14 protein-coding genes and 2 pseudogenes are annotated in these 15,929 nt (G+C 59.6%); 5 read left to right on the top strand and 11 right to left on the bottom strand.

Annotation, left to right across the window (positions count from 1 at the left end; translation table 11 throughout):
* Window positions 1–452 precede the first annotated feature (452 nt).
* From Q7C20_RS23330 to Q7C20_RS23320, 3 genes are all read right to left on the bottom strand, one after another.
* Entirely contained in the window at window positions 453–920 is a 468-nt protein-coding gene (locus Q7C20_RS23330) for an inhibitor of vertebrate lysozyme family protein (RefSeq protein ID WP_375070579.1), read from the bottom strand.
* Between the two features lie 2 nt (window positions 921–922).
* Window positions 923–1,087, bottom strand: coding sequence for a DUF1328 domain-containing protein (locus tag Q7C20_RS23325; RefSeq protein WP_003170804.1), 165 nt, complete (start codon window positions 1,085–1,087; stop codon window positions 923–925).
* Between the two features lie 77 nt (window positions 1,088–1,164).
* Entirely contained in the window at window positions 1,165–1,449 is a 285-nt protein-coding gene (locus Q7C20_RS23320) for a hypothetical protein (protein WP_375070575.1), read from the bottom strand.
* Window positions 1,450–1,832: 383 nt separating this feature from the next.
* On the opposite strand from Q7C20_RS23320, the gene algB reads away from it, so the two are divergent.
* The gene (algB, locus tag Q7C20_RS23315; RefSeq protein WP_094949662.1) at window positions 1,833–3,179 is read left to right on the top strand and encodes a sigma-54-dependent response regulator transcription factor AlgB; all 1,347 of its coding nucleotides are present in this window, start codon (window positions 1,833–1,835) and stop codon (window positions 3,177–3,179) included.
* A gap of 10 nt (window positions 3,180–3,189) precedes the next feature.
* Window positions 3,190–4,977 carry an ATP-binding protein gene (locus Q7C20_RS23310; RefSeq protein ID WP_348054673.1) on the top strand — a complete coding sequence of 596 codons (1,788 nt, stop codon included), beginning with the start codon at window positions 3,190–3,192 and terminating at the stop codon, window positions 4,975–4,977.
* Between the two features lie 123 nt (window positions 4,978–5,100).
* On the opposite strand, the gene Q7C20_RS23305 is transcribed toward Q7C20_RS23310, so the two are convergent.
* The 7 genes and pseudogenes from Q7C20_RS23305 to Q7C20_RS23275 all read right to left on the bottom strand — a co-directional run.
* A complete protein-coding gene (locus Q7C20_RS23305) occupies window positions 5,101–5,877 on the bottom strand; it encodes an N-acetylmuramoyl-L-alanine amidase (protein ID WP_375070572.1) in 777 nt (258 codons plus the stop codon).
* An 88-nt stretch (window positions 5,878–5,965) separates the two neighbouring features.
* Complete coding sequence (locus tag Q7C20_RS23300) at window positions 5,966–8,008, bottom strand: diguanylate cyclase (RefSeq protein ID WP_375070570.1); 2,043 nt, start codon at window positions 8,006–8,008, stop codon at window positions 5,966–5,968.
* The gene (locus tag Q7C20_RS23295) at window positions 8,005–8,883 is read right to left on the bottom strand and encodes an endonuclease/exonuclease/phosphatase family protein (protein ID WP_348054676.1); all 879 of its coding nucleotides are present in this window, start codon (window positions 8,881–8,883) and stop codon (window positions 8,005–8,007) included. Before Q7C20_RS23295 ends, Q7C20_RS23300 begins: the two co-directional genes overlap by 4 nt.
* A gap of 10 nt (window positions 8,884–8,893) precedes the next feature.
* On the bottom strand, window positions 8,894–9,529 hold the full coding sequence (dsbA, locus tag Q7C20_RS23290) for a thiol:disulfide interchange protein DsbA (protein WP_348054677.1): 636 nt from the start codon (window positions 9,527–9,529) through the stop codon (window positions 8,894–8,896).
* Between the two features lie 168 nt (window positions 9,530–9,697).
* Window positions 9,698–10,303 (bottom strand): cytochrome c4, encoded by a 606-nt coding sequence (locus Q7C20_RS23285; protein WP_348054678.1) that lies wholly within the window; start codon window positions 10,301–10,303, stop codon window positions 9,698–9,700.
* Window positions 10,304–10,337: 34 nt separating this feature from the next.
* Window positions 10,338–10,460, bottom strand: a pseudogene (locus Q7C20_RS23280) (hypothetical protein); the annotation flags it as partial.
* Window positions 10,461–10,463: 3 nt separating this feature from the next.
* Window positions 10,464–10,547, bottom strand: a pseudogene (locus Q7C20_RS23275) (cytochrome); the annotation flags it as partial.
* Between the two features lie 204 nt (window positions 10,548–10,751).
* On the opposite strand from Q7C20_RS23275, the gene yihA reads away from it, so the two are divergent.
* The gene (gene yihA, locus Q7C20_RS23270) at window positions 10,752–11,393 is read left to right on the top strand and encodes a ribosome biogenesis GTP-binding protein YihA/YsxC (RefSeq protein WP_348054680.1); all 642 of its coding nucleotides are present in this window, start codon (window positions 10,752–10,754) and stop codon (window positions 11,391–11,393) included.
* 266 nt (window positions 11,394–11,659) lie between these two features.
* On the opposite strand, the gene polA is transcribed toward yihA, so the two are convergent.
* On the bottom strand, window positions 11,660–14,443 hold the full coding sequence (polA, locus tag Q7C20_RS23265) for a DNA polymerase I (RefSeq protein ID WP_375070567.1): 2,784 nt from the start codon (window positions 14,441–14,443) through the stop codon (window positions 11,660–11,662).
* 74 nt (window positions 14,444–14,517) lie between these two features.
* Between polA and Q7C20_RS23260 the strand changes: the two genes are divergently transcribed.
* Together Q7C20_RS23260 and Q7C20_RS23255 are read left to right on the top strand one after the other, a co-directional pair.
* Entirely contained in the window at window positions 14,518–14,808 is a 291-nt protein-coding gene (locus Q7C20_RS23260; RefSeq protein WP_348054682.1) for a DUF2782 domain-containing protein, read from the top strand.
* Window positions 14,809–14,864: 56 nt separating this feature from the next.
* Window positions 14,865–15,818 (top strand): homoserine kinase, encoded by a 954-nt coding sequence (locus tag Q7C20_RS23255; RefSeq protein ID WP_348054683.1) that lies wholly within the window; start codon window positions 14,865–14,867, stop codon window positions 15,816–15,818.
* Window positions 15,819–15,929: the final 111 nt, after the last annotated feature.

The raw sequence follows: 15,929 nt of genomic DNA, 5'->3' as shown, positions 1-15,929 counted from the left end.
CGTGCCAGTACCGGCTCGCTCAGAGAAGTTGGACGACCTGTGACAGTTGGCAGAAATGCCTGAGAATTCACGGGATTGACGTCAGCAGAGCTCGTTAGCGTGGGTGAAATTTTCTCGATAGATGGTCGCTCAGACACACCAGGAAATGATTAGTCCTGAGCAATGCAGAAAATTTCGGCTATGAGCTGTATGAGAAGAGTGGCGTACGAGTCATAAGCCCGCCGCAAGTTCAGCAAGCTTGAGGACTTGTGAACTTGCGTCGCAGCTCTTCACCTGACCCGGCCCTTTCGCAGGCACTCCCTGTACCCGTAGGTGACGCCGATCTTAAACGATCAGAGCAACCCGGCCCCCTGGTCATGCACCTCTCTTGGCGAGCGGTGCAGGCAGAAAGAAGCGAAGGGCTTCTTTCTATGGACAAAGGCTTCATTGACGCGGTTCGCGTCAGAAGCAACCTAGTACCAATTCGGGTCTTTCTTCAGTTGCTCCATGAGCAACTTCTGCATGCCTTCTTTCGGCTCACCCAGGAAACGGTAGTCGGCGTGCCGGGTTGGCGACTTGTCCGCCGGCAAACCGGCCGGGACTTGTACCAACATGGCGTAGGCATGTTTCTTGTCGTAACTGAAGGCAACAATAAGGCGATTGTTCAGGCACGTGTCTGCGGTCTCGCAGAGTGGGCCGACCAAATACTTGTCGCCATCTTCTTGCACAGCATTCATCTGCTCAGCCGTACCGGACAGGTTCATCACCCATTCCGGCAGGCGCTCTTCTTTCTTCACCACGCCTTGCCACGTCTCGCGAAACTGCGGGTCCGACGTGAGCAATTCATTGGCCCGGGTCTGGCCGTCATTGGCGGCCATCACCAGACCGCTGCCGCCCAGGAGCAGGGCGACAGCAATGGCTTTGAGGGTCAGAGTGGTCATATTCAGCCTCGGCCGCGACGACCGAAGAAGAACGAAGCGATGAACATCACCAGGAAGACCACGAACAGGATCTTGGCGATACCCGTGGCGGTGCCCGCGATACCACCGAAGCCCAGAACTGCAGCCACAATGGCGATGATCAGAAATGTGATTGCCCAACTCAACATGATGATTCTCCTTAGCTCTTATAGAAGTAACAACGGTGATGCCGTACAGCCGCTCAACATGAGCGGCGGTTTATTGCCTAGAACACCCAACGCTCTTGAACGGGCAGCTCGCCAAGGGTCGAATCCTGGTCAGCCACTCTCAGTTGCGGGGCGGTAACGTCGGCGGAGGCGCTGCCAACGGAACGGAAATGGGTTTGAGTCATTACTGGACGTTCAAATTGCGGGGTTTGCTGCTGACTGTGTTGCACATGCTGCAACTGCTGGCCGGCAATCATCGTGACCATCAACGCCAGGCTGGCAAACAGACCTTGCTGCAAGCGCAGTGGCGATACACGTAGTTGGCTGAGGCTTTGGCGAGTCATGCTGCATTTCTCCCGCATTCTGATTATTCGTCTGTTGGGAGGGATATTGCAGAGTGCATGCCAGTTTTTTTACAAAATAAAACCTAATAAAATCAGCAGCTTATGAATCAATCACCGATACATGGCCCAGCATCCTGCACGATGGCCCTATCCTGGCCGTGCGAAATGCACGATAGCCAATGGTCGGGTCGACGGATCGAAAGCCATTAACCCATTGCCGAACTGGCAAGAAGGCATAAAAAGCCACTATCCAGAGCGCTTGTAGGAAGGAGCGCAGATACCTGCGCGAAAATGCTTTTTATGAATCAGAATAAACCATGCAACTTGCCCGATTATTCCGGGACTAATCACCATCATTCATATAGTTAAGGAGCGCGGGACAGATGGAATCAGCCAAGGAACTTCAAGGCCGCATTCTTTTAGTGGATGACGAATCCGCGATCCTCCGCACCTTCCGTTATTGCCTGGAAGATGAAGGCTACACCGTCGCCACCGCCAACAGCGCCGCTCAAGCCGACGCCCTGATGCAGCGCCAAGTGTTCGACTTGTGCTTCCTCGACCTGCGCCTGGGCGAAGACAATGGCCTGGATGTACTGGCGCAAATGCGCATCCAGGCGCCTTGGATGCGCGTGGTGATTGTGACTGCGCATTCCGCTGTAGATACCGCTGTGGATGCCATTCAAGCGGGTGCAGCTGATTACCTGGTTAAGCCGTGCAGCCCAGACCAACTGCGCCTGGCCACCGCCAAGCAGCTGGAAGTGCGTCAGCTGTCGGCGCGGCTGGAAGCACTGGAAGGCGAAGTGCGCCAGCCCAAAGATGGCCTCGATTCCCACAGCCCGGCGATGATGGTGGTGCTGGAAACGGCACGCCAAGTGGCAGGCACCGACGCAAACATTCTGATCCTCGGTGAGTCCGGCACCGGTAAGGGTGAGTTGGCCCGTGCCATCCATGGCTGGAGCAAGCGCTCGAAAAAATCCTGCGTGACCATCAACTGCCCGTCGCTGACGGCGGAATTGATGGAAAGCGAGCTGTTCGGTCACAGCCGCGGCGCGTTTACCGGCGCCAGCGAAAGCACTTTGGGACGCGTCAACCAGGCGGATGGCGGCACGCTGTTCCTTGACGAGATCGGCGACTTCCCTCTTACCTTGCAACCCAAGTTGCTGCGTTTCATCCAGGACAAGGAATACGAACGCGTAGGCGACCCGGTGACGCGCCGCGCCGACGTGCGCATTCTGGCGGCCACCAACCTGAACCTGGAAGACATGGTGCGTGACGGCCGCTTCCGTGAAGACTTGCTGTACCGCCTCAATGTCATCACTTTGCACCTGCCGCCACTGCGTGAGCGCAGTGAAGACATCCTGACCCTGGCCGACCGCTTCCTGGCGCGCTTCGTCAAGGAATACGCCCGGCCTGCGCGGGGCTTCAGCGATGACGCACGTGAGGCGCTGCTCAACTACCGCTGGCCGGGCAACATCCGCGAGCTGCGTAACGTGGTGGAACGCGCCAGCATTATTTGCCCGCAAGAGAAGGTCGAAATCAGCCACCTCGGGATGGCCGAGCAACCGACCAATAATGCACCGCGAATTGGCGCAGCCTTGAGCCTGGACGAGCTGGAGAAAGCGCATATCGGCGCCGTACTCGCCACCAGCGACACCCTGGACCAGGCGGCCCGCACGCTGGGCATCGATGCGTCGACGCTCTACCGCAAACGTAAACAGTACAACTTGTGAGCTGTACCCTATGAAGCTTGCGATGAAATTGCGCACTCGGTTGTTCCTGAGCATCTCAGCGCTGATTACCGTCGCCCTGCTGGGTTTGATTCTGGGCTTGGTCAGCGTCATGCAAATGGCCAAAACCCAGGAGTCGCTGATACGCAGCAATTTCATCACCCTGGACCTGGGGCTGAAGCTGCGCCAAAGCCTGGGCGACCAATTGATCATGATGCTGGAAAAGCGCCCCGACCCCGAGGCGCTGCAAGCGTCGAAACAGCATTATTTTGACCTGCTGGATCAGGGCGTCGCCCACGAAGAGAGCGACGGCCACAGCCACGGCTTCAAACAGGCCCGCACGAATTACCAAAACCTGCTGGAGGCGTTTGACGAATCCCAGCAAGCGTCACCGCCGCCCGGCAGCAAGGAAAAACTGACCGAAAACTTCAATGTGCTGCGCAACGGCTTGATCGCTGAGCACAAGAAGGCGTTGGAAAACATCAGCACCAGTGAACACAAATCCCGCGAGCGCGCGCTGCTGATTGCGGGGCTGCTCGGGCTGGTAGGGCTGGCGGTGCTGATCATCGGTTTCGTCACGGCGCACGGGATCGCCCGGCGTTTTGGCGGGCCGATCGAGGCGCTGGCCAAAGCTGCCGACAAGATCGGGCAAGGCGACTTCGAAGTGACGCTGCCGATTTCCTCGGCGGCAGAAATGAATCAACTGACCCGTCGCTTCGGCATCATGGCCGAAGCGCTGCGCCAGCATCAGGCGACCAATGTGGATGAGCTGCTGGCCGGTCAACAGCGCCTGCAAGCGGTGCTCGACAGCATCGACGATGGCCTGCTGATGATCGACCGCCAGGGCCGCCTGGAGCACCTCAACCCTGTTGCACAGCGGCAACTGGGCTGGGACGAGGCGCGCCTGGGTCAGGGTTTGGGCGAGGCACTCGGCCGCCCGGAAATGGATGAACAACTGCAACTGGTGCTGCGCGGCGGTAACCTGGAGCGGGCGCCGGAAGACCTGGAAGTGGAAGTCGACGGCGAATTGCGCCTGCTGACCTACAGCATGACGCCGGTCAGCCACACCCAAGGGCATATTCTGGGCGCGGTGATGGTGCTGCATGACGTGACTGAACAACGCGCCTTCGAGCGCGTACGCAGCGAGTTCGTGTTGCGCGCCTCCCACGAATTGCGCACACCCGTGACCGGCATGCACATGGCGTTCGGGCTGTTTCGCGAGCGTGCAAAGTTTCCGGCGGAGTCTCGTGAAGCGGACCTGCTGGACACGGTCAATGAAGAAATGCAGCGCCTGATGCAGCTGATCAACGACCTGCTCAACTTTTCCCGCTACCAGAACGGCCTGCAAAAACTCACGCTGGGGCCGTGCGATGTCACCGATCTGCTGGAACATGCGCGCGCCCGGTTCGCGGAGCTGGCGAATGCGCAACAGATCGAACTGCTGGTGGAAGCGCAATCGGACTTGCCACGGTTGTATGCCGACCAAGCTCAATTGGAGCGGGTGCTCGACAATCTATTGGCCAACGCCCTGCGGCACACCGCCGATGGCGGGCAGATTCGCCTGCAGGCGCGCCGTCATGGCGAACGGGTGATTATCAGCGTTGAGGATAACGGCGAAGGTATTGCCTACGGCCAGCAAGGACGCATCTTCGAACCCTTCGTGCAGGTGGGCCGCAAGAAAGGCGGTGCCGGCCTGGGCCTGGCGCTGTGCAAGGAAATCGTGCAACTGCATGGCGGTCGCATGGGCGTGTATTCGCGGCCGGGGCAGGGCACGCAGTTCTATATGGCGCTGCCGCTGTAATCTGGTTGAAAAAAATGTGGGAGCGGGCTTGCTCGCGAATGCGGTGGATCAGTCTATGAATCTGGTGACTGACACTCTGCATTCGCGAGCAAGCCCGCTCCCACATTAGGTTGGGTTCATCTTTTAAGTGCGGTTCAACGCGCGCAGGATCGCGGCACTTTCAGCATCTGGCGTGCCATCAAACAGTGATGGACGGAAATGCATCTGGAACGCGGCGATCACGTGGCGCGTGGCGACATCCAGCTCACCGGTCTGTGGCGTCTGATAGCCCAAGCGCGCCAGTTCTTCCTGGAACCACGTAATGCTCGGCAGCTCTGCTGCGTACTGCACCTGGAATCGTGCGACCGCTTGTTCATCCGGCCAAACCCCTAAGCCTTCAGCAGCCAGACGTTTCCATGGGAACAACGGGCCCGGGTCAAGTTTGCGCAGCGGCGCGATGTCGCTGTGGCCAATGATGTTCTTGGGGTCGATGCGGTTGCGCTTGCTGATGTCCTTGAGCAACACAATCAGCGACTGCACTTGCGGTTCGGAGTACGGGAACCATACCCGGCCTTTCGGCGTGTCCTGATAACCAGGGTTCACGATCTCGATGCCGATGGAGCTGGAGTTGAGCCAGGTGCGGCCCAACCACTGGCTTTCCCCGGCATGCCAGGCGCGCTGGCTCTCGTCCACCAGTTTGTAGATGGTGCCCGAGGCGTCGTCGCCGATCAGGTAATGGCTGCTGACCTGGCCGTGGGTCAATAGCGCCAGGGAGCGTTCAAGGTTGGTTGAGGTGTAATGAACGATGACAAACTGCACGCGGTTGTCGTGGTTCACCGAAGGGTAACTGGTGTTCAGTCGCGGGCCACTGGCGCAGCCGGCGAGGAGGAGAAACGCAAAGGCGAAGTACAGTGATTTCATGGCGGAAGACGTCACGCTGAAGACGATAATGCAACAGTGTAACGTATGGTGTGGCGCCCGACGGTCAAATTACAAAAAGGAACATTTTTTACGCCGCCTGCACCTGATTACGTCCCGCCGCCTTGGCTCGGTAAAGCGCTTCGTCGGCGCGCTTGAGTGCCGAGTCACTGCGCTCGCCCGGCTGAAACTGCGCCACGCCCATGGACACGGTGATGGTCACCGGCTCGCCCTTGAAGTGGAACGGGCACGCTTGGATTGCCTCACGCAGTACTTCGCCTACGGCCAAAGCATCTGCCAGGGATGAATCGGGCATCAGCAGCACAAACTCTTCACCGCCAAAACGCGCGATAAAGTCAGTCGGGCGCAGACGCTTGCCCAACACGCTGGCAATGATCTTCAGCACCTTGTCGCCCGCCAGGTGGCCGTAGTTGTCGTTGATGCGCTTGAAATGGTCGAGGTCGAGCATGGCCAGGGCCAGGCTGTTGCCTTGCTGGTGCCATGTGTTGACCTCATGGTCCAGGCGTTCGCTCCACGCCGCACGGTTGGGCAGGCCGGTAAGCGGGTCGATCAGGGCCTTCTGGCGCTGAACCTCCAGATGCTCGCGATAGCCCTGGGCCTCCTGTTCCATGTTGGCAACACGTTCGGCCAAGCCTTTGAGGCGCGCCGTCACTTCCTGCTCGCGCTGGTCGCGCTGCTGGCGGTGTTCGTCCATCGTGCCGAGCAGGGCTTCGAGGTGGCTTTCCAGGACGTGCTTGAGGCTGTCCAGGTCGGCCGCGTCCTGCACTCTGCTTTGCAAGCCGTCAACTTGCTCACGGATTTGCGTATCCAACTCGCGTGCGGCCGAGCGGCTGTCGGCGTGACCGTCGCTGGCCACTTGCAGATGGCCCTGGAAGGCTTCAAGACGCTCATTGAGCTGCTTGAGGTAAGCCTCGAATTCATGCTGGCCGCTGTCCGTGACCGCCAGCATCAGCACCGTCAGGTCATCAAGGATCGGCAGTAGCTCGTACCAGTTCAAACCGTGGGCCAGACGCTCACGCATGGCTTCGGCCTGGGGACGGTGGCGCTCGGGCAGCGAGAGGTCTTCCAGCAGGCCAAGCAGGGTGTCTTCAATATGTTTGGCCACCGAGCTGTAGGACGGCTCGGGGGAATCGGGCAAGGCGTAGATACCGTCCGGGTGCTGCGCATCGGGCTCCGGCTCGTCAACGTCCAGCACAGGCGGCAGAGACAGGCTGCCGATGGAGGTTTCATCCGGCGTGTCGAGCTCAACCTCGGGCGTTTCAATAAAAGCCGCGAGCGCGCTTTCGGGCGCCAATTGTTCCACAGGCGGCTCAACACCTTCGGGCTCAAGCGCCTCGACAGGCTGCACGGTGGCGGGCGCCTCGAAGACAAATGTCTTGCCAGCGACGTCTGCCTCGTTGGCAGGCGCAACAGGTTCAGGTGAGGCGGCGACGGGTGTCGGCGGCACCGGTGCGAAGGCGCGCAGGGCTTGTTCCAGCTCATCGGACTGCGCGGGTGCTTGAGGCTCGGGCTCGGACTTTGGCGCAACGGGTTCAGGCTTCGCCGGCGGTGGGTGTTCGACCTCCGGCGCTTCATTCGACACCTCTTTCGCGCCAAACAGACGCTGCAGCAGCCCCGGCCCGGCACGCGCAGCGTCGCCCTCAGGCTCCAGGTTATTCAGCGCCTGACCTTGCAGGCTGCTCAGCTCACTGAGCAGCAGCGGTATCTCCCGTGCGTGCCCGACGCGGCCATCCAACTGCTTGGCGAAGGTTTTCAGCGGGCGCGCCACCTCACGCGGCAGCGGCAATTTCTGTAGCTGCGTGACTAACGCGGTGAGCGCGGTGCTGATCTGGTCGACCCGGGTTTCGCGGCGCTGTTCCGAATCCAGCACGGCCTTTTCCAGGCGCGGCAGCAAGGCGGCGAGGGCGGCGTCCATGTCGTCGGTGCGCACTACGTCGCGCATTTCCTTCATGCATTGATCGACCGCGCGGTCAGTCCCCTCAGCCGCCAGCGTGCTGCGGACCAGGCCTCGACGCAGCAGGTCGAGACGGGCAGCCCAACGCCGCTCGAGCTTGTCTTGTTGCTCAACGCTTATAAGGTATTTCTCTTTCCAGCGCTGGGCGTCGTCACTCATGCAAGGGGTCCGCGAGGGCCAGGGCTCAACGCGGGGTATGCATCAGCCGTGAGCGAACCCGGCAGACGAATCTCTACCGCGACGGGCAGGTGATCAGAGATGGGCTGCGCAAGAACCTGCACGCTCTCGAGCGTGAGGGTCGGGCTGAGCAGGATATGGTCAAGACAGCGCTGCGGGCGCCAGCTGGGAAACGTGGCTTCGACTTGCGGCGCCAGCAGCCCGAGGTCCCGCAGCGGGGAATTTTGCAACAGGTCGCTGGCATGGGTGTTCATGTCACCCATCAGCACCTGATGTTTGTAATTGCCGATCAGCTCGCGGATGTAAGCCAACTGCATCATGCGGGTTCGTGAGCCGAGCGACAGGTGCATCATGACCACCACCAGGGCTTCCGGGCCTTCGCCAAAGCGCACAAGGATCGCGCCCCGGCCCTTGGGGCCAGGCAACGGGTGATCTTCGATAGCCCATGGCTTCAAGCGGCTGAGCACGCCATTGCTGTGCTGGCCCAGACGCCCAAGGTTGCGGTTGAGTTGCTGATACCAATACGGGAAGGCACCCAGCTGGGCCAGGTGTTCCACTTGGTTGATGTAACCGGAGCGTATGCTGCCGCCGTCGGCTTCCTGCAGGGCGACCAGGTCGAAGTCGTTCAGCAGGTTGCCGATCTTTTGCAGGTTCAGCGCCCGCCCGTTGTGGGGCAGCAAGTGCTGCCAGCCACGGGTCAGGTAGTGCCGATACTTCTCGGTACTGATGCCCACCTGAATGTTAAAGCTCAGCAAGCGCAGGCGGCTGTCAGCCGGCAGTCCTGTAGATTCCAGGTGATGTTCGTTGACCTGCGGATCATGCAGGCCAACCACACGTTCGGTACCCCAGCGGCGCATGGCGTCTCCTTTACTTGGCTGCCCGCTCTTTGGCGATCAGCTGGTCGGCAACGTTGAGGGTTTGCTCAGGGCCACCGGTGGTGCCCAGGTCAAAGCGGTATTTGCCGTTGACGATCATGGTCGGTACGCCCTGCACGCCGTATTTCTGCGCGAGTTCCTTGGCCTGCTTGATCTGGCCCTGGATAGCGAAGGAATTGAAGGTGGCCAGGAACTTGTCTTTGTCGACGCCTTGGGTGGCGACGAAGTCAGCCATTTCGTCTGGCTTGGTCAGGCGCTTGCCTTGTTTCTGGATGGCATCAAATACGGCGTTGTGGACCTTGTGCTCAACACCCATGGCTTCCAGGGTCAGGAACAGTTGGCCGTGGGCGTCCCATGGGCCGCCGAACATGGCCGGAATGCGTTTGAAGTTTACGTCGGAAGGCAGTTTCTCAACCCATGGGTTGATGGTTGGTTCGAAGGCGTAGCAATGCGGGCAGCCGTACCAGAACAGCTCTATCACCTCGATCTTGCCTGGCACCGAAACCGGGACCGGGTTAGCCAATTCAACGTAGGTTTTACCGGCTTCAAGCGGCACGTCGGCAGCTTGTGCGGTCATGCCGAAGAGGCTGACAGTGACGAGAGCGGCGCTGAGGATCAGATTACGCATTCTTTACTCCAGGACAAATAAAGTCGCCTCACGCGACCTCTGTTGTGACAGGTCTACGCGGGCATGAGTTCGTTAGTGTAACGGCACAGGGCACAAAAAAGGGCGGCCTAAGCCACCCTTTTTATGCTTGCATCGATGGATTAATCGAGCGTTAACGTAGTCTTGGGATCAATGCAAACCCTGGATGTACTGGGAAACCGCTTCGATGTCCTTGTTGCTCAATTTGTTGGCGATGGTTTGCATGATTTTGGTGTCGCCATCGTTGGTGCGATTACCTTCACGGAAGTCTGTCAGTTGCTTGGCGATGTACTGCGCATGCTGGCCGCTCAAGTGCGGGAAGCCTGCGGCGGCAAGGCCTGCGCCGTTAGGCGAGTGGCAACCGAGGCAGGACGGCATGCCTTTTTCCAGGTTGCCGCCTCGGAACAATTCTTCACCGTGAGCCACCGTTTTAGGGTCGGCAGCTCCCACACTGCCTTGCTGGCTGGCAAAATACGCCGCGATGTCTGCCAGGTCCTGATCGCTGAGGTTGGTCAGCAAGCCGGTCATTTCCAGTACCGTGCGCTTGCCGTCCTTGATGTCGTGCATCTGCTTGGTCAGGTAACGTTCACCCTGGCCAGCCAGCTTGGGGAAGTTCGGCGCCGGGCTGTTGCCGTCCGGTCCATGGCAAGCACCACACACGGCGGCTTTCGCCTGGCCGGCTGTGGCGTCGCCCGAGGCATGGGCAACACCGGTGATGCCCAGGGTCAACAGCAGACTCACGATCAATTTGTTCATCAGCTAATCCAACTACGGCTAAGAGGTTTAAGAGTTATCTACCGGGTTTACTCACCATCATCTGAATGATGGCCTGGTAATCCTCAGTACTGCAGTCCATGCACAAACCACGCGGCGGCATTGCCTTGAAACCCTGGGTCACGTGTTGCACCAGCGTGACCACGCAAACTCGGTTGTACAGCGCTTCCGGATCCTGTGTAGCCTGAGCGCCGTAAAGCGGAATCAGCACACCAAAAGCGGGCAACCATCAGGTCATACATCGACCTTTTCAGGGTTTGAGAGCGTTTTGCGTTCTAATGCGCAATGAAGGTCTTTCGCTCCCGTGAACTTCATCCTTCGCTGGGACAAAGCACACACAAAATCTGCGGCATTATATACTGGCGCTACTCAAACGGAAACGACACCGCTTGCCGCACCCTTTTTCGGCACCGCCCACATCGGAAATCTCATGCAACTCAAGAATCCCATCCTCGGCCTGTGCCAACAGTCCACGTTTATGCTCAGCGCCGCCAAAGTTGACCAATGCCCCGATGACGAGGGCTTTGAAGTCGCCTTTGCCGGCCGTTCCAACGCCGGTAAATCCAGCGCGCTGAACACCCTGACTCACGCCAGCCTGGCGCGCACCTCCAAAACTCCGGGCCGCACGCAACTACTCAACTTCTTCAAGCTAGACGATGATCGGCGTCTGGTCGACCTTCCGGGCTACGGTTACGCAAAAGTACCTATCCCGTTGAAGCTGCACTGGCAGCGTCACCTTGAGGCTTATCTGGGTGGCCGCGAGAGTTTGAAGGGTTTGATTCTGATGATGGACATCCGTCATCCAATGACCGATTTCGACTTGTTGATGCTCGATTGGGCGGTGGCCAGCGGCATGCCAATGCACATTCTGCTGACCAAGGCCGACAAGCTGACTTACGGCGCAGCCAAGAACACGCTGCTCAAAGTGCAGGCCGACATTCGCAGAGGTTGGGGTGATGCGATCACTATCCAGCTGTTCTCGGCGCCCAAGCGCATGGGCCTGGAAGACGCTTACACCGTGCTGGCCGGCTGGATGGAATTGGCGGACAAGGGCGCAGAAATCGCGGAATAACGTTTCTGCGGGCAAAAAAAACCCCGGACTTCGTATGGGGAGGGGAAGTTCGGGGTTCAAGTTCTGGACCGTTAGGGCGGGGCCCAGATATCTGCCAACACTTAACACAACATAGGAGCATTGAAGGGCTTCACCACCCATTCAGTAACTCTGAGTAGCAATTCACAGGTTAAGTTCCGGCACAAAAAAACAATTTGAAATAATTCACGCTGACTTCCGAGCTAAAGCATTCTGCCATCACGCAAGGTGATGGCCGCGCCGCTCGATCAGTGCGCTTCGTCCCAGTTATCACCCACGCCCACGTCAACCACCAACGGCACGTCCAGCTGGGCCGCAGCACTCATGTGCTCGCGAATCTTCTCGCTGACTTCAGCAACCAGATCCTCACGCACCTCAACCACCAATTCATCGTGCACCTGCAGGATCACCTTGGCGTCCAGGCCGGAATCGGTGAGCCAGTTGTCGACCCGCACCATGGCTTTCTTGATGATATCTGCCGCCGTGCCTTGCATCGGCGCGTTGATCGCCGTGCGTTCTGCGGCTGCGCGGTCCTGAGGCTTGTTGGAGTTGATGTCCGGCACGTACAGCCGACGCCCGAAGATGGTTTCGACAAAACCCTGATCGGCAGCCTGCGCACGGGTGCGCTCCATGTATTCACGAACCCCCGGGTAGCGGGCGAAATACACATCGATATACGCCTTGGCGGTCTTGGTATCGACGCCAATGTCTTTACCCAGCTTCTGCGCGCCCATGCCGTAGATCAGGCCGAAGTTGATCGCCTTGGCGCTGCGACGCTGATTCGAGGTCACCTCGGTCAGCTCGACCTTGAACACCTCCGCCGCCGTGGCCGTGTGCACGTCCAGGTCATTACGGAAGGCATTCATTAAGCCCTCGTCCTTGGACAAGTGCGCCATGATCCGCAGCTCAATCTGCGAATAGTCTGCCGCCAGCAGTTTGTAACCCTTGGGCGCAACAAACGCCTGGCGAATCCGCCGACCTTCGGCGGTGCGCACCGGGATGTTCTGCAGGTTCGGGTCGCTGGAAGACAAGCGCCCGGTCGCCGCCACCGCCTGATGATAAGACGTGTGAATGCGCCCGGTGCGCGGGTTGATCTGCTCCGGCAGACGATCGGTGTAGGTGCTTTTCAACTTGCTCATGCTGCGGTACTGCATCAGCACTTTAGGCAGCAGGAAATCATCTTCGGCCAACTTGGCCAGCACTTCCTCGGCCGTGGAGGCCTGGCCCTTGCCCGTCTTCTTCAGCACCGGCAAACCGAGTTTTTCGTAGAGGATCGCGCCGAGCTGCTTGGGCGAGCCCAGGTTGAACTCCTCGCCGGCGATCTCGAACGCCTGGCGCTCCAGCTCCACCATCTTGTCGCCCAACTCGATGCTCTGGATGCCCAGCAGCTTGGAATCCACCAGCGCGCCCTGGCGTTCAATACGCGCCAGCACGGGTACCAGCGGGATCTCGATGTCGGTCAGCACACTGGCCAGCGTGGGTATGGCGGCGAGTTGGGCGTGCAGCGCCTGATGCAAGCGCAGCGTCACGTCGGCATCTTCAGCCGCGTAAGGCCCGGCCTGCTCAAGGGCGATCTGGTCGAAAGTCAGCTGCTTGGCGCCTTTGCCGGCGATGTCCTGGAAGCTGACGGTGTCGTAATCCAGGTACTTCTTCGCCAGGCTGTCCATGTCGTGCCGCGTCGCGGTGGAATTCAACACGTAGGATTCAAGCATGGTGTCGAACGCGATGCCGCGCACAGTGATGCCCTGCGCAGGGTCGCCACCAATGGCGCAGTTGGCCAGGATGTTCATGTCGAACTTGGCGTGCTGGCCGACCTTGAGCTTGGTCGGGTCTTCCAGCAGCGGTTTCAACGCCAGCAGCACCGTGTCGCGGTCCAGTTGCTCGGGCGCGCCGATGTAGGAATGGGTCAGCGGAATGTAAGCCGCTTCAAAAGGCTGCACAGAGAAAGAAACACCCACCAACTGCGCTTTTTGGGCGTCGATCCCGGTGGTTTCGGTATCGAACGCAAACAGCTTGGCGTCGTTGAGTTTCTTCAGCCAGGTATCGAACGTCGCCTGGTCGAGAATCGTGGTGTAAGTCGCCTCTACCGGGGCGGCCGCAACGGCCTCAATCACATTGTCTGCGACAGGCGCCGCTTTGAGCTCCACACGCTTGGCATCGCGCTGAACCTCATCAATCCAGCTCTTGAACTCCAGCAGCGTGTACAGCTCCAGCAACTTCTCACGGTCCGGTTCAATCAGGTACAAATCGTCCAGGCCTACGTCCAGCGGCACGTCACACTTGATCGTCGCCAACTGGTAAGACAGGAACGCCGACGCCTTATGCTCTTCCAGCTTGGCCGGCAGCGTCTTGGCGCCCCGAATTGGCAAGGACGGCACAATGTCCATTTGTTCGTAAAGTTCTTTGATCCCGCCATTCACGCCCACCAGCAAACCGGAAGCCGTCTTCGGACCAATGCCCGGAACGCCCGGAATGTTGTCGGACGAATCGCCCATCAACGCCAGATAGTCGATGATCTGCTCGGGAGCGACGCCGAATTTCTCCTTCACGCCCTCGATGTCCATCGCGCTACCGGTCATGGTGTTGACCAAGGTAATGTGCCCGTCGACCAATTGCGCCATGTCTTTATCGCCGGTGGAAATCACCACCGGGCGGTTGGCGGCGGCGCTGCTGCGAGCCAGGGTGCCGATCACGTCATCGGCTTCGACGCCTTCGACGCACAGCACGGGGAAGCCCATGGCTTTCACGCTCTGGTGCAGCGGCTCGATTTGCACGCGCATGTCATCGGGCATGCTCGGGCGGTTGGCCTTGTAGTCGGCGTACATGTCATCGCGAAAGGTCCCGCCCTTGGCGTCGAATACGACGGCGAACGGGCTGTCGGGATACTGCTTGCGCAGGCTCTTGAGCATGTTCAACACGCCCTTGACCGCGCCGGTAGGCAGGCCTTTGGAGGTGGTCAGCGGTGGCAACGCGTGGAAGGCGCGGTACAGATATGAAGAACCGTCCACCAGGACGAGGGGGGCTTGGCTCATGAGAGGGATCAACCTTTTCGGCGGGTCAGGCGCTAGAATAGCCGGACCATTGACGACAAAGGGACAAGGTTATCATGCGTACATTCAATCGCCTGCTCTTCGCTGGCTTGATTGCACTCGCGCCGATGGCTGCCATGGCGGCAGACAGCGCTCCTTCGGGCGATCCGGAAGTGACCATTCGCACGGAAGGCAACAGAACCATCCAGGAGTACCGCCAAAACGGTTTCCTTTACGCAATCAAGGTCACGGTCAAGGGCGCGCCGCCGTACTTCCTGGTGCGCGCGGACGGAACCGACGCGAACTTCATCCGCTCTGACCAGCCGGATATGCTGATACCGTCATGGAAGATCTTCGAATGGAAATGATTTCTTAACTTAAATCGGCGCCGTCCACTGCGGCGCCCGTACTGGCAGTTTTAACCATGTCTGTGTTCACCCCCCTGGCTCGGCCCGAGCTGGAAACCTTTCTCGCCCCTTACGGGCTCGGCCGCCTGCTTGATTTCCAGGGGATTGCCGCCGGCAGCGAAAACACCAATTTTTTTGTCAGCCTGGAAAAAGGCGAGTTCGTCCTCACCCTGGTTGAACGCGGCCCGGTCGCGGAAATGCCGTTCTTCATCGAATTGCTCGACGTGCTCCACGACGCCGACCTGCCAGTGCCTTACGCGCTGCGCACCACCGACGGCGTGGCGTTGCGCGAATTGAAGGGCAAACCGGCGCTGCTGCAACCGCGCCTGGCCGGCAAGCACATCCTGGAGGCCAACGCGCAACATTGCGCCCAGGTCGGCGACCTGCTTGGCCATCTGCACCTGGCCACACAGGGCGAGAAGGTGCTGGAGCGCAAGACCGATCGCGGGCTGGAGTGGATGCTCAGTGAAGGTGCGCAGCTGATTTCGCACCTCAACAGCGCGCAACAGCGCCTGCTGCAAGATGCGTTGACCGAGATCCAGGCGCACAAGGCCGAGATACTCGCGCTGCCCCGCGCCAACGTGCACGCTGACCTGTTCCGCGACAATGCGATGTTCGAAGGCACGCACCTCACAGGCCTGATCGACTTCTACAACGCCTGCTCCGGCCCGATGCTGTACGACGTGGCAATTGCGTTGAACGACTGGTGCTCGGACGAGGATGGCGTGATCGACGGCCAGCGCGCTCGTGCGTTGCTGGGTGCGTACGCAGGTCTGCGACCGTTTACCGCGAAGGAAGCCGAGCTGTGGCCGACCCTGCTGCGCGTGGCGTGCGTGCGGTTCTGGCTGTCACGTTTGATCGCGGCTGAGTCGTTTGCCGGGCAGGATGTGCTGATCCATGATCCGGCGGAGTTTGAGCACCGGTTGGCGCAACGTCAGCAGGTTACGGTTCACTTGCCGTTTGCCCTCTAATCCACAGACCTACTCGGTCAATGTGGGAGCTGGGGTTGGGGGGCGGTCGCTGTTGGGTGGGTACAACCCACCAACCCGGCCCCCCCCCCCCCCCCCGCAGAGAAATATGTC

The sequence above is a fragment of the Pseudomonas sp. AMR01 genome (assembly GCF_041946035.1).
Taxonomy (GTDB): domain Bacteria; phylum Pseudomonadota; class Gammaproteobacteria; order Pseudomonadales; family Pseudomonadaceae; genus Aquipseudomonas; species Aquipseudomonas antarctica_B.
This window is presented reverse-complemented; position numbering and strand designations above follow the sequence as displayed.